This is a genomic window from Actinoplanes hulinensis, assembly GCF_019429605.1.
In the GTDB taxonomy this organism is placed as follows: domain Bacteria; phylum Actinomycetota; class Actinomycetes; order Mycobacteriales; family Micromonosporaceae; genus Actinoplanes; species Actinoplanes campanulatus.
On sequence record NZ_JAHXZI010000005.1, the window covers coordinates 105,571 to 126,271 of the forward strand.

At 71.9% G+C, this 20,701-nt stretch carries 21 protein-coding genes; 17 read left to right on the forward strand and 4 right to left on the reverse strand.

Annotated elements, in window-relative coordinates; translation table 11 throughout:
- The first annotated feature begins 88 nt into the window (after window positions 1-88).
- The 5 genes from KZ829_RS11060 to tuf all read left to right on the forward strand — a co-directional run bounded on the left by KZ829_RS11060 (window position 89) and on the right by tuf (window position 4,110).
- The gene (locus KZ829_RS11060; protein ID WP_220143759.1) at window positions 89-934 is read left to right on the forward strand and encodes a sensor histidine kinase; all 846 of its coding nucleotides are present in this window, start codon (window positions 89-91) and stop codon (window positions 932-934) included.
- Window positions 935-969: 35 nt separating this feature from the next.
- The gene (locus KZ829_RS11065; RefSeq protein ID WP_220143760.1) at window positions 970-1,653 is read left to right on the forward strand and encodes a response regulator; all 684 of its coding nucleotides are present in this window, start codon (window positions 970-972) and stop codon (window positions 1,651-1,653) included.
- A gap of 40 nt (window positions 1,654-1,693) precedes the next feature.
- Window positions 1,694-2,044 carry a nuclear transport factor 2 family protein gene (locus KZ829_RS11070; protein ID WP_220143761.1) on the forward strand — a complete coding sequence of 117 codons (351 nt, stop codon included), beginning with the start codon at window positions 1,694-1,696 and terminating at the stop codon, window positions 2,042-2,044.
- Between the two features lie 83 nt (window positions 2,045-2,127).
- Window positions 2,128-2,718: a redoxin domain-containing protein gene (locus tag KZ829_RS11075; protein ID WP_220143762.1), complete on the forward strand. Its 591-nt coding sequence runs from the start codon at window positions 2,128-2,130 to the stop codon at window positions 2,716-2,718.
- A 201-nt stretch (window positions 2,719-2,919) separates the two neighbouring features.
- Window positions 2,920-4,110, forward strand: coding sequence for an elongation factor Tu (tuf, locus tag KZ829_RS11080; RefSeq protein ID WP_220143763.1), 1,191 nt, complete (start codon window positions 2,920-2,922; stop codon window positions 4,108-4,110).
- Between the two features lie 44 nt (window positions 4,111-4,154).
- On the opposite strand, the gene KZ829_RS11085 is transcribed toward tuf, so the two are convergent.
- Both KZ829_RS11085 and KZ829_RS11090 read right to left on the reverse strand, forming a co-directional pair.
- The gene (locus KZ829_RS11085; protein WP_220143764.1) at window positions 4,155-6,350 is read right to left on the reverse strand and encodes a heavy metal translocating P-type ATPase; all 2,196 of its coding nucleotides are present in this window, start codon (window positions 6,348-6,350) and stop codon (window positions 4,155-4,157) included.
- Between the two features lie 13 nt (window positions 6,351-6,363).
- On the reverse strand, window positions 6,364-7,287 hold the full coding sequence (locus KZ829_RS11090; protein ID WP_220143765.1) for a DUF8832 domain-containing protein: 924 nt from the start codon (window positions 7,285-7,287) through the stop codon (window positions 6,364-6,366).
- A 78-nt stretch (window positions 7,288-7,365) separates the two neighbouring features.
- On the opposite strand from KZ829_RS11090, the gene KZ829_RS11095 reads away from it, so the two are divergent.
- Both KZ829_RS11095 and KZ829_RS11100 read left to right on the forward strand, forming a co-directional pair.
- Window positions 7,366-7,662, forward strand: coding sequence for a metal-sensitive transcriptional regulator (locus KZ829_RS11095; RefSeq protein WP_041831370.1), 297 nt, complete (start codon window positions 7,366-7,368; stop codon window positions 7,660-7,662).
- 234 nt (window positions 7,663-7,896) lie between these two features.
- On the forward strand, window positions 7,897-8,682 hold the full coding sequence (locus KZ829_RS11100) for a serine aminopeptidase domain-containing protein (protein WP_220143766.1): 786 nt from the start codon (window positions 7,897-7,899) through the stop codon (window positions 8,680-8,682).
- A 54-nt stretch (window positions 8,683-8,736) separates the two neighbouring features.
- On the opposite strand, the gene KZ829_RS11105 is transcribed toward KZ829_RS11100, so the two are convergent.
- Window positions 8,737-9,825, reverse strand: a complete 1,089-nt coding sequence (locus tag KZ829_RS11105; RefSeq protein ID WP_220143767.1) for an XdhC family protein — start codon at window positions 9,823-9,825, stop codon at window positions 8,737-8,739.
- A 126-nt stretch (window positions 9,826-9,951) separates the two neighbouring features.
- Between KZ829_RS11105 and KZ829_RS11110 the strand changes: the two genes are divergently transcribed.
- Genes KZ829_RS11110 through KZ829_RS11155 form a run of 10 tightly spaced genes read left to right on the forward strand, consistent with a single transcriptional unit; the run spans window position 9,952 to window position 19,700 of the window.
- The gene (locus KZ829_RS11110) at window positions 9,952-10,821 is read left to right on the forward strand and encodes an FAD binding domain-containing protein (RefSeq protein ID WP_308285428.1); all 870 of its coding nucleotides are present in this window, start codon (window positions 9,952-9,954) and stop codon (window positions 10,819-10,821) included.
- A gap of 4 nt (window positions 10,822-10,825) precedes the next feature.
- Window positions 10,826-11,320, forward strand: a complete 495-nt coding sequence (locus tag KZ829_RS11115; RefSeq protein ID WP_183219684.1) for a (2Fe-2S)-binding protein — start codon at window positions 10,826-10,828, stop codon at window positions 11,318-11,320.
- The gene (locus KZ829_RS11120; protein WP_220143769.1) at window positions 11,317-13,710 is read left to right on the forward strand and encodes an aerobic carbon-monoxide dehydrogenase large subunit; all 2,394 of its coding nucleotides are present in this window, start codon (window positions 11,317-11,319) and stop codon (window positions 13,708-13,710) included. The genes KZ829_RS11115 and KZ829_RS11120 overlap by 4 nt, the downstream gene beginning before the upstream one ends.
- 15 nt (window positions 13,711-13,725) lie before the next feature.
- Window positions 13,726-14,712: an XdhC family protein gene (locus KZ829_RS11125; protein WP_220143770.1), complete on the forward strand. Its 987-nt coding sequence runs from the start codon at window positions 13,726-13,728 to the stop codon at window positions 14,710-14,712.
- Between the two features lie 27 nt (window positions 14,713-14,739).
- Window positions 14,740-15,591, forward strand: a complete 852-nt coding sequence (locus KZ829_RS11130; RefSeq protein ID WP_220143771.1) for an AAA family ATPase — start codon at window positions 14,740-14,742, stop codon at window positions 15,589-15,591.
- The gene (locus KZ829_RS11135) at window positions 15,588-16,274 is read left to right on the forward strand and encodes an SRPBCC family protein (protein ID WP_220143772.1); all 687 of its coding nucleotides are present in this window, start codon (window positions 15,588-15,590) and stop codon (window positions 16,272-16,274) included. Before KZ829_RS11130 ends, KZ829_RS11135 begins: the two co-directional genes overlap by 4 nt.
- 10 nt (window positions 16,275-16,284) lie before the next feature.
- Window positions 16,285-17,475, forward strand: coding sequence for a vWA domain-containing protein (locus tag KZ829_RS11140; RefSeq protein ID WP_308285429.1), 1,191 nt, complete (start codon window positions 16,285-16,287; stop codon window positions 17,473-17,475).
- Window positions 17,476-17,506: 31 nt separating this feature from the next.
- The gene (locus tag KZ829_RS11145; RefSeq protein WP_220143774.1) at window positions 17,507-17,893 is read left to right on the forward strand and encodes a hypothetical protein; all 387 of its coding nucleotides are present in this window, start codon (window positions 17,507-17,509) and stop codon (window positions 17,891-17,893) included.
- Entirely contained in the window at window positions 17,890-18,831 is a 942-nt protein-coding gene (locus KZ829_RS11150) for an SPFH domain-containing protein (RefSeq protein ID WP_220143775.1), read from the forward strand. Before KZ829_RS11145 ends, KZ829_RS11150 begins: the two co-directional genes overlap by 4 nt.
- Window positions 18,828-19,700, forward strand: coding sequence for an SPFH domain-containing protein (locus tag KZ829_RS11155; protein WP_220143776.1), 873 nt, complete (start codon window positions 18,828-18,830; stop codon window positions 19,698-19,700). The genes KZ829_RS11150 and KZ829_RS11155 overlap by 4 nt, the downstream gene beginning before the upstream one ends.
- Here the strand turns inward: KZ829_RS11155 and KZ829_RS11160 are convergent.
- Window positions 19,666-20,622 (reverse strand): LysR family transcriptional regulator, encoded by a 957-nt coding sequence (locus KZ829_RS11160; protein WP_220143777.1) that lies wholly within the window; start codon window positions 20,620-20,622, stop codon window positions 19,666-19,668. The genes KZ829_RS11155 and KZ829_RS11160 overlap by 35 nt on opposite strands.
- Window positions 20,623-20,701 lie beyond the last annotated feature (79 nt).

Consider the following 20,701-nt stretch of genomic DNA (forward strand, 5'->3'; position numbering starts at 1 on the left):
ACCGGCGGCCCGGGGCGGCCGCATCGGACCGTGCTCCGGGATTCCGCCATCCGTCTACGACCCAGGTCCGAGGAATAGAGTCGGCCCGGTGAACGCCAACCCACGGCCCGCCTGGAGCAGCCGGGCCGTGCCGGTCGTCGTGGCCGTCGCCGCGGTGCTGATCATGGCCATGTGCACGGTCGGGGCGTCCGGCCCGCTGTCCCGGATCATCCCGGTGGTGATCGGCGGCGGGGCGGCCACCGCGGCGGTGTGGGCGGTGCGCCGGTGGCGGGCCGACCGGGCCGCCTACGAGCGGCGGCTCACCGAGTGGGCGGCCACCGAGGCGGTGCTGGCCGAACGGCTGCACATCGCCCGCGACCTGCATGATCTCGTGTCGCACGGGCTCGGGCTGATCACCGTACGGGCGGCGGCCACCCGGCACCTGCCCGCGCCCGCCGAGGTCCGGGCCGCCCTCGACGACATCGAGGAGACCAGCCGAGACGCCACCGCCGAACTGCGCCGCATGCTCGGCGTGCTCCGCGAGCCCACCGCGCCCGGCCCGCGCGCGCCGGTGGAGGGCCTCGGCGCGCTGCCCGGCATCGTCGCCGCGGCCGCGGCCGCCGGGGTGCGGGCCCGGCTGGACGCCGGCGAGCTCGGGGACGTGCCGCCGGGCGTACAGGTGGCGATCTGCCGGACGGTCCGGGAGGGCCTCGCCAACACGGCCCGGCACGCCGGTCCGGCCGATGCCACGGTCCGGGTGCGCCGCGACGGGGGACACGTGGTGGTCAGCGTGGCCGACAGCGGCCCGGCCCACGGATGGCGGCCCACCCCGGGCGCCGGGCACGGCCTCGCCGGGCTGCGGGAACGCGTCGGCAGCCTGGGCGGCACGCTGTCGGCGGAGCGGGTCGAGGCGGGCTTCCGCCTCACCGCCCGGATCCCGGACGAGCCGCGATGAGCGGGCTTGCGAGCGAATCATCAGGCTCAGTCGCAATGAGCGAAGAGCGGCCAGCGGAAGGGGTTGTCCGCGTCCTGGTGGTGGACGATCAGCCGCTGCTCCGGCAGAGCCTCGCCATGATCCTCGGGCACGCGCCGGACATCGAGGTGGCCGGGCAGGCCGCGGACGGGGCCGAGGCGGTGCTGCGGTCCCGGGCGGCGCGGCCGGACGTGGTGCTCATGGACGTACGCATGCCTGGTGTCGATGGTCTTGAAGCGACCCGGCGGATCTGCGCCGACCCGGCCCTGACCGGCATCCGGGTGCTGGTGCTCAGCATGTTCGAGCTGGACGAGTACGTCTACGAGGCCCTCCAGGCGGGAGCGTCCGGTTTCCTGCTCAAGGACGCCCGGCCGGAGGACCTGGTGGAGGCGGTCCGGCGCACCGGCCGGGGCGAGTCGCTGTTCGCCCCGTCGATCCTCACCCGGCTGGTGGCCCACTACGTGGCGGCGCCCCGTCCGGAACGGGTCCGCGCGCTGCGGCACCTCACGCCCCGCGAGGTGGAGGTGCTCGCCCTGATCGGCAACGGCCTGGCCAACGACGAGATCGCCACGGCGCTGGCCATCTCGGTCAAGACGGTCAAGACCCATATCACCCACCTGCTCGCCAAACTGGCCGCCCGCGACCGCGCCCAACTGGTGATCGCCGCCTTCAACGCCGGCCTGGTCCGCCCCCGCGCCTGAGCGCCTTGAACCCCGATCGGCGAGGTGCGACGGTGTCCCCATGACTGACATCGATGTGGCGGAAGAGAACAAGAGACGGTTCCTCGATGCCTTCGGCCGGTTCGCGGCCGGCGAGGTCGAGGTCCTCCGCGAGATCCTCCGCGAGGATTTCCTGTCACACAGCCCGGGCGCCCCGGCCGGCCGCGACGCCTGGATCGAGTTCATCGTCGACTCACCGATCGCCACCGCCCAGCTCGACCTGCAACACGTCATCGCGGACGACCAGTTCGTGGTGGCCCACTACACCCTGATCCCGGCCGAGGGCCCGTCCGAGGCGGTCGTCGACATCTGGCGCTTCGAGGACGGGCTGATCGTCGAGCACTGGGACGTGAGCCGCCCGCTACCCTCTTGATCGGCGAACCCGGGTCGGGTAAGCCTAGTAATCCTATCGGTCCGATGGGTATTATGGTCACACCCTGAGGACTGGAGACCACGATGACGACCGTGCAGGACCTGCGCCGGGTCGACGACGAAGCGTTCCGGCGGCTTCTCGACCGCAACGCGATCTGGAAGCGAATGGTCAAGGCCGGCGACCGCCTGCCGCTGATGCCGCTGCTCGAGGTGGATCTCGGACCGATCCACCTCGACCGGCTCCTGCACACCGGCCCGCTCGTGCTGGTCTTCATCCGCTACGCCGGCTCGGCCGACTGCGAGGCGCTGCTGCGGTCCTACTCGGAGAAGCTCGAACCCGCGCTCACCGGCCTGGGCGCCCACCTGGTCGCCGTCAGCACCCAGGCGCCGGGCCGGCTGGCCGACCTCAAACACCGCGACGACCTGCGCATGCTGGTCGCCTCCGACCCGCGGCACGTCCTGATCGACGCCCTGAACATCGGCTTCGGCAGCCCCGGCGCCGACAAGCCGCTCGGCACCGGCCGGTCGGTGCTGCCGTTCGCCACCGTGGTCGTCGCCGACCGGGCCGGCCGGGTCCGGTTCGTCGACGTGCGCCCCAACTGGCTGACGCCCCTGCCGCCCGCCCCGATCATCGACGTCGTTAATTCGCTGGTCGCCCGCCGGGAGCCGCGCTAACCTCTCGGCATGTTCTTCGCGCCCGGTCCGCAGCTGCCCCTCGTGGCGGCTCCCGCGCGCCTTGATTCGCGAGTCTGACCCCTCCCCGCCAGCAGCAGAACCCAGGGGAGGGGTGGCTGCCCCGTGCGTGGTTCTGGCGCGTCCCGGCTGGCATCGGGCCGCGCTCCACCTCCCGCCTCGCATCCAGTGAGGACTCGCAAAATGGCCAAGAGCCAGTTCATCCGTACGAAGCCACACCTCAACATCGGCACGATGGGTCACGTCGACCACGGCAAGACGACCCTGACCGCCGCGATCACGAAGGTTCTCGCCGACCGCGACCCGGCAACCAACCGGTACGTCGCGTTCGAGGGGATCGACAAGGCCCCGGAGGAGGCCGCCCGCGGCATCACCATCACCATCGCCCACGTCGAGTACGAGACCGCGTCCCGCCACTACGCCCACGTCGACATGCCCGGCCACGCCGACTACGTGAAGAACATGATCACCGGCGCGGCGCAGGTGGACGGCGCGATCCTGGTCGTCTCGGCGCAGGACGGGTCGATGCCGCAGACCCGCGAGCACGTGCTGCTCGCCCAGCGGGTCGGCGTGCCGTACCTGGTGGTGGCCCTCAACAAGAGCGACATGGCCGAGGACCCGGAGCTGCTCGACCTGGTCGAACTGGAGGTCCGTGAGCTGCTGTCGGCCTACGGCTTCCCCGGCGACGAGGTGCCGGTGGTCCGGGTCAGCGCGCTGCGGGCGCTCGACGGCGACCCGCGCTGGGTGGCGTCGATCGCCGAGCTGCTCGACGCGGTCGACACCTACGTGCCGATCCCGCCGCGCGAACTCGGCGAGCCGTTCCTCATGCCGATCGAGAACGTGCTGTCGATCAGCGGCCGCGGCACCGTCGTCACCGGCAAGGTGGAGCGTGGCGAGCTCCGCGTGGGCGAGCCGGTCGAGGTGGTCGGCCTCGGGCCGACAGTCGCCAGCGTCGCCACCGGCCTGGAGACGTTCGGCAAGGTCCTGGAGTCGGCGCAGGCCGGCGACAACGCCGCCGTCCTGCTGCGCGGGGTCAAGCGCGAGCAGGTGCAGCGGGGCCAGGTTCTCGCGGCGCCGTCCAGCGTGCGCCCGCACCGGGTCTTCACGGCCCGGATGTACGCGCTGACCAGCGCCGAGGGTGGCCGGCACACGCCGTTCGCGGCGGACTACCGGCCGCAGTTCTACTTCCACACCACCGACGTGTCCGGCGGGATGGACCTCGGCGGCCGTGACCTGGTCATGCCCGGCGACACCCTGGACCGGGTGACCGTCACCCTGGGCAAGGCGATCGCACTGGAGGCCGGCATGGGCTTCGCGGTCCGTGAGGGCAACCGCACGGTCGCCGCCGGCACGGTGACCGCCGTCCTGGACTGATACGGGCCGGCCCCGGCGCCTGCGAGGACGCCGGGGCCGAACCGTCAGTGGAGGGGCCGGAAGCGGCGCAGGCGGAGACTGTTGGCGACCACGAAGACCGAGGAGAAGGCCATCGCGGCGCCGGCGATCATCGGGTTGAGCAGCCCGGCGGCGGCCAGTGGCAGCGCCGCCACGTTGTACGCGAACGCCCAGAACAGGTTGCTCTTGATGATCCGCAGGGTCCGCCGGGACAGCCGGATCGCGTCCACCGCGGCCGTCAGATCACCCCGTACGAGGGTCAGATCGGACGCCTCGATCGCCACATCGGTGCCGGTGCCCATGGCCAGCCCCAGGTCGGACTGCGCCAGGGCGGCCGCGTCGTTCACCCCGTCCCCGGCCATCGCCACCACCCGGCCGTCCGACTGCAACCGCCGGATCACGTCGACCTTGCCGGCCGGCAGCACCCCGGCGATCACCTCGTCGATGCCGACCTCGGCCGCCACGGCCCGCGCCACCGTCTCGTTGTCGCCGGTCAGCAGCACCGGGGTCAGGCCCAGGCGGCGCAGCCCGGCGACCGCGGTGGCGCTGGTCGGCTTCACCATGTCGGCGACGGCCAGCACACCGCGGGCCTTACCGTCCCAGCCGGCCACGATCGCGGTGCGGCCGGCCGCCTCGTGCTCGGCGGCGATCCGGGCGACCTCGAAGGGGACCTCGAAACCCTCCCGCTCCAGCAGACCGATCCGCCCGGCGAGAATGTCACGGTCGCCGGCGGTTCCCCGTACGCCCAAGCCCTCGAAGCTGGTGAACCCACTCACCGGAAGGTGATCGCTCACCCCGGCCGCGATCGCGTGAGCGATGGGGTGTTCCGACGCCGCCTCCACGGAGGCCGTGAGACGCAGCAGCTCCGGATCGTCGGGCAGCACGGCGACCAGCTTCATCACGCCGGTCGTGACCGTGCCCGTCTTGTCCAGGACGATCGTGTCCACCCGGTGGGTCGACTCCAGCGCCTCCGGACCCTTGATCAGGATGCCGAGCTGCGCGCCCCGGCCGGTGCCGACCAGCAGCGCCGTCGGCGTGGCCAGGCCGAGCGCGCACGGGCAGGCGATGATCAGCACGGCCACCGCGGCGGTGAACGCGGCCGTCCAGCCGGCGCCGGTCCCGTACCACCAGCCCAGCGTCGCCACCGCCAGCGTGATCACGATCGGTACGAACACCGCGGAGATCCGGTCGGCGAGCCGCTGCACCTCCGCCTTGCCGGCCTGCGCCTGTTCGACCAGCCGGGCCATCTGCGCCAGCTGGGTGTCGGCGCCGACCCGGGTGGCCCGCACGATCAGCCGGCCGCCCGCGTTCACCGTGCCGCCGGCGACCTCGCCGCCCGGCCCGATCTCGACCGGGACGCTCTCGCCGGTCAGCATCGACCGGTCGACCGCCGACGACCCCTCCTCGACCACGCCGTCCGTCGCGATCTTCTCGCCCGGGCGGACCACGAACCGGTCGTCCGTCCGCAGATCCTCGACGGGTACCCGCACCTCCCGGCCGTCGCGCAGCACGGCGACGTCCTTGGCGCCCATCTCCAGCAGCGCCCGCAGCGCGTCACCGGCACGCCGCTTGGACCGGGCCTCGAAGTACCGCCCGGCCAGGATGAACATGGTCACCCCGGCGGCCGCCTCCAGGTAGATGGCCCCGGCGCCGTCGGTGCGGCTGACGGCCAGGCTGAACGGGTGCGTCATGCCCGGCTCCCCGGCGGTGCCGAAGAACAGCGCCCACAGCGACCAGCCGAACGCCGCGATCGTCCCCAGCGAGACCAGCGTGTCCATGGTCGCCGCGCCGTGCCGCAGGTTGATCGCGGCCGCCCGGTGGAACGGCCAGCCGCCGTAGACGACCACCGGCGCGGCCAGGGTGAGCGAGGCCCACTGCCAGTAGGTGAACTGCCAGGCCGGAACCATGGCCAGCAGGATCACCGGCACGCTGAGCACGATCGATACGATCAGCCGGGTCCGGAGTGGATCATGCGCTGGCAGCGCTTCTTCCGCCTTTTCCGGAATTTTCGCGGAATATCCAGTCTTTTCGACCGTGGCGATCAGGTCGGCCGTGGTGACGCCCGGGTCGGCCGTCACCGTCGCCTTCTCGGTGGCGTAGTTGACGGTGGCGGTCACCCCGTCCATCCGGTTCAGCTTCTTCTCGATCCGGGCCGCGCAGGACGCGCAGGTCATCCCGCCGATCTCGAGTTCGATCAGCTGAGGAGAGATTTGCAGGCTCATGGCGATTGCCCCCTCAGTCGTGCGTGTGGCCGTCGGCGCCGTGTCCGTCGGCGCTGGGCCCGGGATCGGCGGTCTCGGTCGGGGCCGGCGGCTGGGTGACACCGGTCGTCGTCGCGGTGAACTCGGCGGTGCGCACCTTTCCAGCGTGCTGGAAATCCAGGTAGAGACGGTAGACCCCGGGCGACGGCACCTCGGCCCGGAAGCTCAGCGCGGTCGCGCTCGCCGGGTGCACGTGCAGGTAGGCCAGGTCTCCCTCGCGCAGCACCACCAGGTGACCGAGCGCCCCCAGATAGGGCTCCAGGTCGGTGATCGGCCGCCCGTCCCGGCTGACGGTGAAGTCGAGCTCCGACGAGGCCCCGGCCGCGAGATCGCCGGCCAGGGTGACGGTGTAGCCGTCGACCTCGGCGGTCCGCGCCGCCGGAGGCAGCGGCACCGGCTGGTAGTCGCCCGGCGCGGGCACGTCGACGCCCAGGGTGAGCGCCTCCGGCTCGGCGGCCGGCTGGAAGTCGGCGAGCACCCGGTACTGCCCGGGGGTGTCCACGCCGATCGGCACCGACCACGTGCCGTCCGCGCCCAGCACCGGATGCAGGTGCTGATAGCCGGACAGATCCCGCCGGACCACGATGAGATGCAGGTCCTTGTCGTGGTTGCGGGTGTACGACGTCACCGGCTTCCCGTCCGGCCCGAGCACCTGGAAGGCGAACGGCCCCGGCTCCCCGACGGTGAGACGGGTGGTGGCCGGGCTCAACCGGTAGCCACCCTGCGCGATCTGCAGTCCGCCCGGGATCTCCGGCGCGGCGGGCGCGTGGGCCTCGCCGTGCGCCGGCTCAGGCTCGGGCAGCACGTCCGGGCCGATCAGCCGCCCCGCGCCGGCCGCCACCCCGAAGACGGCGACCAGCCCGAGCGCGAACGCGGCCAGCCGTACCGGCGTCCTCATAAGTGCCCCCTTCGTCGTGATGTCTCCTCACCATACACATACCCGGTAGGGGTACCCAAGCGATGTAGCATGGTCCTCATGACCAATCCCGCCCCGACCCGCGGCTACACCGCGACGAAGGACAACCTGCAGTCCCGGCTGCGCCGCATCGAGGGCCAGGTGCGCGGCATCGAGCGGATGGTCGAGGACGACCGCTACTGCATCGACATCCTCACCCAGATCTCCGCCATCCAGGCCGCCCTCGACAAGGTGGCACTCGGCCTCCTCGACGGGCACGCCCGCCACTGCATGCACGAGGGCGCCCAGGAGGGCCGCGCCGACGAGATGGCCTCCGAGCTGATGGCCGCGGTCGGCCGTCTGATGAAGAGAGGCTGACAAACCCCGTTTCCTGTACGGGACCGCGGGGCTCGCTGCTGTCGCGGCGGGCCGCCGGCCGGTGCTCCGGGCCGTCCCCGGCCGCCGGCTCATGTGATCGGCCGGGGACGGCTCTCGTGGGATCGGCCCGGGTACGTGATGTGGGCCATATCCGCTTGTCGTCCGGATCCGGCGACCCGAGAGTGCTGATACCGGCCGGTAACCAGTGGCCGTGACACCGAGACGGGGATGGACATGACGCAGCCGGCACCGATGGTCCTCGTGTCGCCCGCCATGGGCATCGGATCCCGGTACTACCGGCTGCTCGTCGAAGCGTTCGAAGCCCGGGGATGGAGCGCCCGTGCTCTGCCCCGGCGCGGTTTCGAGCAGGGTGAGCGCCCGGCGTCGCGGGGCAACGACTGGTCCTACGCCGACGAGATCCAGGTGATGGCGGAGGCGGTGACGGCGGCCCGTGCCGAGGCGCCACGGCGGCCGGTCATCATCCTCGGCCACAGCCTCGGCGCCCAGCTCGCGGTCGGTCACCAGCTCGGCCACGTCCCGGCGGACGGTGTGGTCACGGTGGGCGGCGCCCTGCCGTACCACCGGCACTACCCGTTCGGCGGCCTGCCGCTGGTGATCCAGGCCGGCGTGGTCGTCCCGCTGCTGACCAGCCTCTTCGGCCACCTGCCCAAGCCGGCCTTCGGTGGTCCCGGCGCCCGCACCCTGATGCGCGAGTGGGCCCGGATGGCGCTGACCGGCCGCACCCCGTTCCCGGCGCCCGAGCCGGTGCGTACCCCGTCGCTGCTCGTGGCCCTGGAGGGCGACCGCCTCGCCCCGCCGATGTCGGTCGAGGCCTTCGCCGCCGCCATGTTCGACCCGTCGGCCGCCACGGTCTGGCAGTACCGCCACGCCGACGTCCCACCGGGCGGCAGCAACGACCACATCGCCTGGGCCCGCAACCCCGGCCCGGTCGTCGACCGCATCGCCACCTGGTGGGCCACGGCCGGCCGCCGGACCGACGAGATCCTGGCCGGCGACTGACAGTTCCGTGCCGCGCTCGCGGTCCGTGGGTGGGCCCAGCCGGAAGTGCCCTGATCAGGCGGGACGGTGGATGGGGGCGGTGAGGCCGGTGAGCGGGGCTCCGGAACCGCCCCAGGAGAGGGCGACGATCTCGGCGGCGATGGCCACCGCGGTCTCCTCCGGGGTGCGGGCGCCCAGGTCGAGGCCGATCGGGGCGCGCAGACGGGCCAGAGCCGCCTCCGGGACACCGGCCTCGCGCAGGCGGCGGATGCGGTCCTCGCAGGTGCGGCGGCTGCCCATCGCGCCGATGTAGCGGGCCGGGGTCCGCAGGGCGACCTCCAGCAGCGGGATGTCGAACTTCGGGTCGTGGGTGAGCACGCACAGGACGGTGCGCTCGTCGATCCCGGTGGATTCGAGGTAGCGGTGCGGCCACTGGACGACCACCTCGTCCGCCTCGGGGAAGCGGGCCTCGGTGGCGAAGACGCCCCGGGCGTCGCAGACGGTGACCTGGTAGCCGAGGAACTTCCCGATCCGGGCCACCGCGGCGGCGAAGTCGATCGCCCCGAAGACGATCATGCGGGCCGGGGAGGCCCAGGACTGGACGAACACCTCCCGCTCGCAGGCCGTCACGATGGCGCTGCGCCCGTGCGCCAGCAGGCCTCTCGCCTGGGCGGCGGCGATCCGGTCGAGCTCGGGGTCGCCGAGGGTGCCCGCGGTGCGGCCGGGTTCGGGGCCGGCGACGGTGTTCGGCGTGGGCTCGGGCCAGGCCACGAGCTGGGCGCCGGGCAGGGACACGGTGGCGACCGGGCGGCCGGCGGCGATGTCGGCGAGCAGGGCGTCCAGCGAGGACAGCGCGACGTCCGGCTGGATCATGACCTCGATGGTGCCGCCGCAGGTCAGACCGACTTCGAACGCGTCGCCGTCGCTCACCCCGTACGTATGCGTCTGTGCCTTTTTGGTTTTTATGACTTCCTGAGCGGCCGTGTAGACGGCGCCCTCCACGCAGCCGCCCGAGACACTGCCCAGAACGTCGCCGTGCTCGTTGACGGCCATCGCGGCGCCGGGCTGCCGGGGCGCCGAACGCCACGTGTTCACGACCGTCGCCACGGCGAAGGAGACGCCGGCGGCGCGCCAGGCGATCAGCCCGTCCACGATCTCGCGCATCTCAGCACCTTCCGTGATCATCAAGGCCTAGTCAACGCTTGATTAAGAGAACCCTTAGGTCGCTGTTGACAATGGATCCCGGGCACGCGAGGGTCTGCGCGACTTCGCGGGAGGTGCAGGGTGCAGGTGCCGGCTCCGTTCGAATACGAACGTGCCACAAGCGTGGATCAAGCCATTGGACTGTTGGAGCGGCTGGGCAGCTCGGCACGGTTGGTGGCCGGTGGCCACAGCCTGCTGCCGATGATGAAGCTGCGGCTCGCCAACTTCGAATATCTCATCGACATCAACGATCTGCACGGCGAGCTCGGCTACATCAGGCTGAGCGACGACGAGGTGCGCATCGGGGCCATGACCCGGCATCGGGAGCTGCTCGAATCGGACGTGCTGGCCGGCGTCTTCCCGATCTTCCGGGACGCCGAGCGGGTGATCGCCGACCCGGTGGTCCGCAATCGCGGCACCCTGGGCGGATCGCTCTGCCAGGCGGACCCGTCCGAGGACCTGTCGGCGGTGTGCACGACCCTGGACGCGAGCTGCGTGATCCGGGGCCCGGGCGGCGCCGAGCGGGTCGTCACCATGGAGGAGTTCCACGTCGGCCCGTACGAGACGGCCGTCGCGGACAACGAGATCCTCACCGAGATCCGGCTCCCCCGGAAGAACTTCAAGGTCGGCAGCGCGTACGCGAAGGTCGAGCGCCGCGCCGGCGACTGGGCCGTCGTGTCGGCCGGCGCCGCGGTGTGGCTCGATGCCGGCAGGATCGTGGACGCCCGGGTGGGCCTGGCCGCGGTCGGCCCGAACACCACCGGCATCCCGGAGATCTCGGCGTCCCTGCGCGGCCACGAGCCGAGCGAGGAGCTGTACCAGCTGGCCGGGGCGATCGCGGCGCGCGGCTGCGACCCGGTGACCGACACCCGGGGCAGTGCCGACTACAAGCGCCACCTGGCGGACGAGCTGACCCGGCGCACCCTGCGTACCGCCGTGGAACGGGCGAGGAGCTGAACTGATGCAGGTCACGATGACGGTCAACGGGACCGAGTACACCCGTGAGATCGAGGGCCGCATGCTGCTCGTGCACTTCCTGCGCGACGTGCTCGGCCTGACCGGCACCCACTGGGGCTGCGACACGAGCAACTGCGGCGTCTGCGTGGTGTGGCTGGACGGCGAGCCCGTCAAGTCGTGCACCGTGCTGGCCGCGATGGCCGGGGGCCACGAGGTCCGTACCGTCGAAGGGCTGGCCAACGGCGCCGAGCTGGACCCGATCCAGGAGGGCTTCCGGCAGTGCCACGGCCTCCAGTGCGGGTTCTGCACGCCGGGCATGCTGATGACGTGCCGGGCGCTGCTGGACAGGAACCCGGACCCGACCGAGGGCGAGATCCGCGAGGCCATCTCCGGCCAGATCTGCCGCTGCACCGGTTACTCGTCGATCATCCGCTCGGTCCGCTGGGCCGCGGTGCACGAGGCCAACGCCGCTAAGGAAGAGGAGGTGGCGCAGGCATGACCGATCTCCAGGACTCCAAGCTCACCGAGTTCGAGGACAACGACCAGAATCCGATCGGCTTCGGCCGGATGCTGCGCAAGGAGGACCCGCGCCTGCTCCGCGGCCGCGGCCGGTTCGTCGACGACGTGCAGCTGCCCGGCATGCTGCACCTGGCGATCCTGCGGTCGCCGTTCGCGCACGCCGGCATCGTCAGCATCGACACCAGCGCGGCCGAGGCGTCGCCCGGCGTGAAGGCGGTCGTCACCGGCGAGACCCTCAAGGGCCTCGGCCTGGCCTGGATGCCGACGCTGTCCAACGACGTGCAGGCCGTGCTGGCCACCGACAAGGTGCGCTTCCAGGGCCAGGAGGTGGCGTTCGTCGTCGCCGAGGACCGGTACAAGGCCCGGGACGCCCTCGAACTGATCGACGTCGAGTACGACGTGCTGGAACCGGTCATCGACGTCCGCAAGTCCCTGGCGCCGGACGCCCCGATCATCCGCACCGACCTCGAGGGCAAGGCGGACAACCACGTCTTCGACTGGGAGACCGGTGACGAGGAGGAGACGAACCGGGTCTTCGCCTCGGCGGACGTGGTCGTCAAGGAGGACATCGTCTACCCGCGCGTGCACCCCGCACCGATGGAGACGTGCGGCTCGGTCGCCGACTTCGACCCGGTCGAGGGCAGGCTGCGGCTCTGGTCGACCACCCAGGCCCCGCACGCGCACCGCACCCTCTACGCGATCGTCGCCGGTCTGCCCGAGCACAAGATCCAGGTGATCGCCCCGGACATCGGCGGCGGCTTCGGCAACAAGGTGCCGATCTACCCGGGCTACGTGCTGAGCATCGTCGGCTCCATCGTCACCGGCAAGCCGGTGAAGTGGATGGAGGACCGCTCGGAGAACCTGATCAGCACCGGTTTCGCCCGGGACTACATCATGCGGGCCGAGATCGCGGCGACGGCCGAGGGCAAGATCCTGGCGATCCGTACGAACGTGCTGGCCGACCACGGCGCGTTCAACGGCACGGCCGCCCCGGTGAAGTACCCGGCCGGCTTCTTCGGCGTGTTCACCGGCAGCTACGACCTCCAGGCCGCGCACTGCAAGATGACCGCGGTCTACACGAACAAGGCGCCCGGCGGTGTGGCGTACGCCTGCTCGTTCCGCATCACCGAGGCCGTCTACCTGGTCGAGCGGATCGTCGACACGCTCGCCTACGAGCTCCGGATGGACCCGGCCGAGCTGCGGCTGAAGAACTTCATCCAGCCGGACCAGTTCCCGTACACCACCAAGACCGGATGGGTGTACGACTCCGGGAACTACGAGCCCACCATGCGCCTCGCCATGGAGATGGCCGGCTACGACGAGCTGCGCAAGGAGCAGGCCGAGAAGCGGGCCCGCGGCGAGCTGATGGGCATCGGCATCTCGTTCTTCACCGAGGCGGTCGGCGCCGGGCCGCGCAAGAACATGGACATCCTCGGCCTGGGCATGGCCGACGGCTGCGAGCTGCGGGTGCACCCGACCGGCAAGGCCGTCGTCCGGCTCTCGGTGAAGACCCAGGGCCAGGGCCACGAGACCACGTTCGCGCAGATCATCGCCGAGGAGCTGGGCATACCACCGGCCGACATCGACGTGCTGCACGGCGACACCGACAACACGCCGTTCGGTCTCGGCACCTACGGCAGCCGGTCCACCCCGGTCTCCGGCGCGGCGGCCGCCCTGGTGGCCCGCAAGGTGCGGGACAAGGCGAAGCTGATCGCCTCGGCGATGCTCGAGGTGTCGATCGCCGACCTGGACTGGGTGAAGGGCGCCTTCCAGGTCAAGGGCGACCCGGGCAAGTCGGTGACGATCCAGGAGATCGCGTTCCGGGCGCACGGCGCGGGCGACCTGCCGGACGGCGTCGAGGGCGGTCTCGAGGCGCAGATCTGCTACAACCCGTCGAACCTGACCTACCCGCACGGGGCGTACATCTGCGTCGTCGACATCGACCCGGGCACGGCCGAGGTCAAGGTTCGCCGGTTCATCGCGGTCGACGACTGCGGCACCCGGATCAACCCGATGATCATCGAGGGTCAGGTGCACGGTGGTCTCACCGACGGCGTCGGCATGGCGCTCATGGAGATGATCTCCTTCGACGAGGACGGCAACTGCCTCGGCGCCTCGCTGATGGACTACCTGATCCCGACCGCTCTGGAGGTGCCCGACTGGGAGACCGGCTACACGGTCACCCCGTCGCCGCACCACCCGATCGGCGCCAAGGGCGTCGGCGAGTCCGCGACGGTCGGCTCGCCGCCGGCGATCGTCAACGCGGTCGTCGACGCGCTCAAGCCGTTCGGCGTCCGGCACGCCGACATGCCGCTCACCCCGTCGCGGGTCTGGGACGCGATGCGCGGCCAGGCCACCCCGCCGATCTAGAAGACGGAGTACGTGATGACGACGAGCATCGCCGAGCGTGCCCACGAGCTGACGGTCGCCCGCCGGCCGTTCGTGCACGCCACCGTGGTCCGCGCCCAGGAACCCACCTCGGCGCGGGCCGGCGACGACGCGGTGATCCTGGCCGACGGGTCCATCGAGGGCTTCGTCGGCGGGGTCTGCGCCGAGACGTCGGTACGGGCGGCCGCCATGGACTCGCTGCGCGACGGCAACACCGTCCTGCTGCGGGTGCTGCCGGAGGACTCGGCCGAGTTCCCCGAGACGCCCGGCGCGCTCGTCGTCGTCAACCCCTGCCACTCCGGTGGGGCGATCGAGATCTTCCTCCGGCCGGTGCTGCCGAAACCGCTGATGGTGGTGGTCGGCGGCACCCCGGTCGGCACGGCCGTGACGGCCCTGGCCGAGTTCCTCGACTTCGAGGTCGCCCACTCGTACGAGGGGGCGACCGCGGTGGTGGTGGCCGGGCTGGGCCGCGACGAGGAACGCGCCGTCCGGGAGGCGCTGGACGCCGGTGTGCCGCTGATCGCGCTGGTGGCCAGCAACACCCGGTCGGCGATCCTGCTCGACACGATGGGCCTGTCCATCGAGGAGCGGTCCCGGATCCGGGCGCACGCCGGTATCGACATCGGCGCCCGTACCCCCAAGGAGATCGCCCTCTCGGTGCTGGCCGAGATCGTGCGCGAGATGCGCGTCGGTGGCCTGACCGTCGCCGCGCCGAAGAAGCCCGCCGCGACGCACGCCGAGGCGGCCGCGTTCGCGAAAGCCGGGCCCGAGTTCGTGGCCGGCCCGACCCTGCCCGTCGGGCCGGCCACATTTCCCATCGAGGAGATCATGGTCCCCATCGGCGAGACCCCCGCACGGACCGCCGTCGACCCGGTCTGCGGGATGACCGTCGTGATCGGACCGGACACCCCGCACGGGGTGGTCGACGGCGAGGACTTCTGGTTCTGCTGCCCCGGCTGCCTGAAGAAGTACACGAAGGCCTGACCTGAGACGACGAACGGCTGCTTCCGATTGAACACTCCTGACGAGGTCATCGCGCGTCTGGACGCCGTCGACTACCTGGTCGACGACGGCCTCGCCATGGCGATCTTCCTGGCCCTGCGTCTCGGCAAGCCGCTGCTGCTGGAGGGCGAGCCGGGCGTCGGCAAGACCGCCGCCGCCAAGGCGCTGGCGGACGCGCTCGACACGCCGTTCATCCGCCTCCAGTGCTACGAGGGCCTGACCGCCGGCGAGGCCCTGTACGAGTGGAACTACCAGCGTCAGCTGCTGCACATCCGGCTCGGCCACGCCTCCGACGACTCCTCCCTGTTCACCGACGACTTCCTGCTGGAACGGCCGATCCTGCGCGCCGTCCGGCACGACGGGCCGACCCCGCCGGTGCTGCTGATCGACGAGATCGACCGGGCCGACGACGAGTTCGAGGCGCTGCTGTTCGAGTTCCTCGGCGAGGCGTCGGTGACCGTTCCCGAACTGGGCACCTTCGCCGCCACCCGGCCGCCGGTCGTGGTGCTCACCTCCAACCGCAGCCGCGACCTGCACGACGCGCTGCGCCGCCGCTGCCTCTACCACTGGATCGAGTTCCCGGCCCCGGACCGCGCGGCGTCGATCGTGCGCCGCGCGGTACCGGCCGCCACCGAGCCGCTGATCCGGGACGCCACCGAGTTCATCGGCCGCGTCCGGGGGCTCGAACTGGACAAGGCGCCCGGCCTCGCCGAGACCATCGACTGGGTCGCCGCGCTGGTGGCTCTCGGCGTCGCCGACCTCGCCGCGGGGGACGTTCCGCGCACCATCGGCACCATCGCCAAAACCCCCGACGACCGGATCCTGGTCGCCGAGGCCGTAACCCGGGAGAGCCCCCAATGAAGATCACCAACGAGTTCACCGTACGGATCCCGGTCGACCGTGCCTGGCAGGTGCTGACCGACCTGGAGGGCATCGCCCCCTGCATGCCGGGCGCCCGGCTCACCGGGGTGGAGGGCGACGTCTACCAGGGAAAGGTGAAGGTCAAGGTCGGTCCGGTGATCTCGGACTTCTCCGGGACCGCGCGGTTCGTGGAGCGGGACGACACGGCCTACCGGGCGGTCATCGACGCCAAGGGCCGCGACGCCCGGTCGGCCGGCAACGCGGCCGCCGTGGTCAGCGCGTCGCTGTCGCCGGAGGGGGAGGACAGCACCCGGGTCTCGGTCGACACCGACCTGAGGATCAGCGGGAAGCTGGCCCAATTCGGCAGCGGCATGATCAAGGAGGTGTCCTCGAAGCTGCTCGCCCAGTTCGTCGCGAACCTGGAGGCGAAGCTGGCCGCCGAGGAACCCGTCGCCGAGGCCGCTGCCATTGAGGAGGCCGCTCCCGTCGTGGAGGCCGGCACGCCCGCCGCGGAACCCCCCGCCCCCGCCCCCGCCTCGGTCGCGGTGAAGGAGACGGCCGAGCCGGAGGCACTCGATCTGCTGGCCGTCGCCGGCGGATCCGTCTACAAACGGCTCATTCCGGTCGGCATCGGCGTGGCGGTCGTCGCCGCCGTCGTCATCTGGTTCGTTGCCCGCGGCTGACCCTGCCCCGGTGCTGCTGCGCGGCACCGACCGGGCCGCGTTCGCGGTGGCGTTCACGGCCCGGTTGCGCGCCGCCGGCCTCCCGGCCGGGATCACCGAGACCGACGATCTGGTACGGGCACTGGCCGCCAGCCCACCGGTGTCCCGCGGCGCGCTCTACTGGACGGCCCGGATCACCCTGGTCCGCCGGCACGCCGACCTGGCCGTCTTCGACCGGGTCTTCGCCACCGTCTTCGACGACAGCCCGCCACTGCCGCTGAGCCGCTCGGCCACCCCGCCGTCCCGCCGCGACGACGGCGCCAACGTGGCGGTCCCCGGCACCGGGGACGAGAAGACCTCCGGCGGCGACGGGCTGCCGTGGGCCACCCTGCCGCCGGCCGTCGCGGCCGGCGAGTCACCCGCCGAGGACGGCCTCCACCTGCCCGAACTGCGGCCCAGCGAGCTGGCGGCACTGGCCGAGCGGCCCTTCGAGGACCTGGACGCCGGACAGACCGCGGCGCTCGGCGAGGCGCTGCGGGACGCGCTCACCCACTGGCCGCACCGGCGCGGCCGCCGCCACCGGGCACATCCGGCCGGCCGCCGGGTGGCGTTGCGGCCCACCATCGCCCGGGCCCGGCGTACCGGCTGGGAGGCGGTCACCGTGGTCCGGGAACGGCCGGTGCCGCGCCCGCGCCGGGTCGTGATGCTCTGCGACGTCAGCGAGTCGATGCGCGCCCAGGCGGCCGCGTACCTCCAGCTCATGCGCGCGTTCGCCACTGTCGCCGACGCCGAGGTGTTCGCCTTCGCCACCCGGCTGACCCGGCTCACCGTGCCACTGCGGCACACCTCGCCGTCCGAGGCGATCGAACAGGCCGGGGCGGCCGTCGGCGACCGGTTCGGCGGCACCCGGATCGCCGCGAACCTCGGCGCGCTGCTCGACTCGCACCACGGCGAGACGGTCCGCGGCGGCGTGGTGATCGTCGCCTCGGACGGGTGGGACAGCGACCCGCCGGAACGAATGGCCGCCGTCATGGCCCGGTTGCGGCGCCGTGCGTACCGGATCATCTGGTTGAATCCCCGCGCCGGCGCTCCTGGATGGACCCCCGGCGTCGGCGGCATGGCCGCGGCCCTGCCGTCCTGTGACCGGCTGCTGCCGGCCGCCACCTTCGCCGACCTCATTCAGGCTGTCCGCTGTCTACAGGAAGTGGCCGGCCGGCGATAGGCTCAGCGCTTTCCAGTGGGGGAGGAAGGTAGTGGCACGGATCCAGCAGAGCCTGCGAAGAGCCGCGGGAGCGATCGTCGAGGGAGCGGACCCGCAGGAGGTGGCCCGGGCGGAGATGCGGCGGCTCACCGGTTCGGAGATGGGCGTCGATCCCAGCGACTTCCCGGCCGCCCAGGAGCTCGGCGGCAGCGTCGACACCGTGATGGAGCAGCGCACCGTCCCGCTCGACGAGGCCGGTGAGGTGCTCAACCGCAGCGAGCTGCAGCGGCTGGAGGGCGAGCAGGTGCACGTCATCTGCCCCATGGTGATCCCCAAGGGCCGCTCCCTGGCGACCATGCTGCCGGTGCTGTCGCTAACACCACGCGGGAGTACCCGTTCAACGCCCCGGTCCGGGAGGCGCCCACCAAGGGCGGGGTGAAGGCGTCGATCGACCTGTTCATCCAGTTCCGGATCAACGACCCGGTGGAGTTCGTCTACACGCTCGGCGCGGTCCGCGGCTTCGAGGAGAAGCTCAGCAACGCGGTGAGCGAGACGATCCGCAGCCTGATCTACGAGCAGGCGGCCGCCGACATCTACAACATGGTCGGCGAGGACTCCGGCCGGCTGCTGGACATGCTCAACCAGCAGTTCCGCCCGGCCGTCGAGCTGACCAACGCCAACATCACCCACGCCGAGCCGGCCGACCAGAGATACCGGATGGACCTCGCGGCGCCGGAGATGGTCCGGGTCGCCAAGGACGCCTACACCCATGAGTACGCGTTGACGCTGCGCAAGGAGCAGGACGAGGGCGACCTGACCAAGGAGCTCGCCACCCTCACCGAGACGCTGTCCGCCATCCAGGCCGACATCGCCCAGTACCAGGCACAGATGGACACCGCGGTCGAGCGGGAGACCAACCGGGCCGAGGCACTGGCCCGCCAGCGGTACGTGCTCGTCGAATCCGAGGCGAAGGCCAACGCCGCCCTGCTGGAGGCGCAGGCCCTGGACATCCGGGCGGTCACCACGGCCGAGGCGCCGGAGATCCTCGAATACCGCTACCAGCGTGAGGTGCTGGACCGGCTGGAGGAGGTGGCCGGGCACCTGCCCCGGCTGGTCCGGATCGGCGGGTCCGGCGACCCCAACGCGGCGGCCGGCATCGACCTGCTGCAACTGGCCCGGGAGATGCTCGGCGAGCGCGGCACCGAACTGTTCACCCCGGCCGACATGGCCGCCATGCGTGATCGCCTGGCCTCGGTCGCGCAGCGGATCGCCGAGCGGGAGCCGGAGATCGAGGCGCTGCGAGCCGCCCCCGCCTCTTCTCCCCACTCCTCTTCCCCCGTCTCCTCTTCCACCGACGACTTCGAGGAGCAGGCATGAGCAGGTCATTCGGTGGGCGCAGCTCGGTCATCACCGAGGCGGTGGCGCCGTGGAGCGACATCGCCCGGCTGCTGCGCGGCGGTGAGGCGGGCACGCTCGTACCGGTCGTCATCCCGAAGCACCGGCGGCGGCTCGGCTGGATCGCCGCGCTCTGGCTCGGCCTGCTCGCGGTGCTGTCCAGCGCCGTCCAGGACGCCATCCGGCAGCGGGCCCGGCTCGTGCAGACCGAGCGGGCGTACGACCTGCGCGGCTCCGACGTGGCCGACATGCAGGAGCTGCTCAACCGCCAGCTGACCCGGTACGGCGTACGCATCACCGGCTGCAACATCCCCGACGTGCAGCTGCCCGCCCAGTACCAGCAGCACCTGGCCACCCGGGAGCGGGTCGCCAAGGAGAGCGCCGCCTACGAGCAGGAGTGGGGTCTCACCCGTAAACGGCGCATCGACCAGCTCCAGATGGACATCGAGCGCGCCAAGAAGGTCCGGGACGCCCGGATCGTCGAGGTGAAGGCCGCCCTCAACAAGGCCCGTGAGCAGGTCGCCCAGCTGCTGGAGAAGCAGGAGACCGACGCCCAGCGGGTCCGGTTCGAGATCGAGACGCGGGGCCGCAGCGGGCTGATCGCCGCGGAGAACGAGGCGAAGGCCCAGCGGCGGCTCGCCCAGGCGTACCGGGACAACCGGGCCGTCCTCCAGTACGAGCTGGCCCTGCGCCGGCTCGAGGTGGGCGCCGAACTGGCCGGTCAGGCCCCGCAGCCGGTGGTGATCCGCACCGACGGCGGCAGTGACAACGGCGCGCTGGCCACCCTCATCGCCGCCCAGCTGCTGCCGCGGAGCATCAACTCCACAGAGTCACGTGGATCGACGGCTTGAACCGTCCCACATTGACCCCGGCCCCGCGCATCATCGCCTGAATGGCCCGGGGCGTCGACGCGAAGCGTGCCAACTCGGCCGCCGCGGACGGCGCCCCGGTCTCGGCCAGGGTCAGCGAGTGCCAGACGTCCTCCAGTCCGGTGTGCGGCCCGCAGAACTGCACGAGATGTCCCTTGCGGACCTCCGGCGCCACGGTGAACGACAGCGCCGCCGCCACCCCGTGCCCGCGTTTCGCCTCCTCGATGGCGGCCGCGTGACTCTGGAAGATCTGCTGCCGGTCGTCCGGCACCCCGAGCCGGCGCAGCAACGTCGGGATGGCGCCCCGGTCCGCGGCGGCGGACGGCCCGAGCAGCCACGTCTGGTCGCGCAGCTGCCGCGGTGACGGCTGGGTGCCGGCCAGCGGATGGTCCGGGCCGGCCACCGTGACGACCTTGTAGTACATGACCGGACGGCACACCACCGCCGGATCCGGCAGGGCCGGCGGCGGGCCGATCGCGATGTCGATGCGCCGCTCGATCAGCGCCGGCACGAACGACCCCGGGTTGCGGACACTCAGCTCGACGTCGAGGTCCGCGGCCCGGCTCGCGAACAGCTCGATCAGGCCCGGCGCGCCGTGCTCGGCGAACAGGCTGGAGGCGCCCACCCGCAGCAGCCGCCGCCCCTGCCCGGCCGCGCTCACCTCCAGCACCGTGATGTCCTGGAGGCCGAGCAGCTCGGTGGCCCGGCTGGCCAGGCGCAGCCCGCCCGGCGTGAACGTCAGCCCGTTCGCCGACCGTGAGAACAGCTGATCACCCAGCTCCTTGCGCAGCTGTCCGATGTGCAGCGAGACCGCCGACTCGGACACCTCGAGCTGTGCGGCCGCCTGTTTCACCGAGCCGCACCGGACCACGGCGGAATAGGCGCGCAACTGAGTGGGGGTCACCGCCGCAATGTATCGCGATCAACGTGCCGGACGCGCCCGCGTCGCAGACTCTGACCACACCGGCGATCTCACCGATCCC

What these genes read in the sequence shown, in the direction of transcription:
- tuf (WP_220143763.1), top strand. Translation starts at nt 2,920, where the DNA reads ATGGCCAAGAGCCAGTTCATCCGTACGAAGCCACACCTCAACATCGGC.
- KZ829_RS11115 (WP_183219684.1), top strand. Translation starts at nt 10,826, where the DNA reads ATGCAGGTCACGATGACGGTCAACGGGACCGAGTACACCCGTGAGATC.
- KZ829_RS11105 (WP_220143767.1), bottom strand. Translation starts at nt 9,825, where the DNA reads ATGCGCGAGATCGTGGACGGGCTGATCGCCTGGCGCGCCGCCGGCGTC.
- KZ829_RS11095 (WP_041831370.1), top strand. Translation starts at nt 7,366, where the DNA reads ATGACCAATCCCGCCCCGACCCGCGGCTACACCGCGACGAAGGACAAC.
- KZ829_RS11070 (WP_220143761.1), top strand. Translation starts at nt 1,694, where the DNA reads ATGACTGACATCGATGTGGCGGAAGAGAACAAGAGACGGTTCCTCGAT.
- KZ829_RS11120 (WP_220143769.1), top strand. Translation starts at nt 11,317, where the DNA reads ATGACCGATCTCCAGGACTCCAAGCTCACCGAGTTCGAGGACAACGAC.
- KZ829_RS11065 (WP_220143760.1), top strand. Translation starts at nt 970, where the DNA reads ATGAGCGAAGAGCGGCCAGCGGAAGGGGTTGTCCGCGTCCTGGTGGTG.
- KZ829_RS11085 (WP_220143764.1), bottom strand. Translation starts at nt 6,350, where the DNA reads ATGAGCCTGCAAATCTCTCCTCAGCTGATCGAACTCGAGATCGGCGGG.
- KZ829_RS11100 (WP_220143766.1), top strand. Translation starts at nt 7,897, where the DNA reads ATGACGCAGCCGGCACCGATGGTCCTCGTGTCGCCCGCCATGGGCATC.
- KZ829_RS11155 (WP_220143776.1), top strand. Translation starts at nt 18,828, where the DNA reads ATGAGCAGGTCATTCGGTGGGCGCAGCTCGGTCATCACCGAGGCGGTG.
- KZ829_RS11090 (WP_220143765.1), bottom strand. Translation starts at nt 7,287, where the DNA reads ATGAGGACGCCGGTACGGCTGGCCGCGTTCGCGCTCGGGCTGGTCGCC.
- KZ829_RS11125 (WP_220143770.1), top strand. Translation starts at nt 13,726, where the DNA reads ATGACGACGAGCATCGCCGAGCGTGCCCACGAGCTGACGGTCGCCCGC.
- KZ829_RS11135 (WP_220143772.1), top strand. Translation starts at nt 15,588, where the DNA reads ATGAAGATCACCAACGAGTTCACCGTACGGATCCCGGTCGACCGTGCC.
- KZ829_RS11075 (WP_220143762.1), top strand. Translation starts at nt 2,128, where the DNA reads ATGACGACCGTGCAGGACCTGCGCCGGGTCGACGACGAAGCGTTCCGG.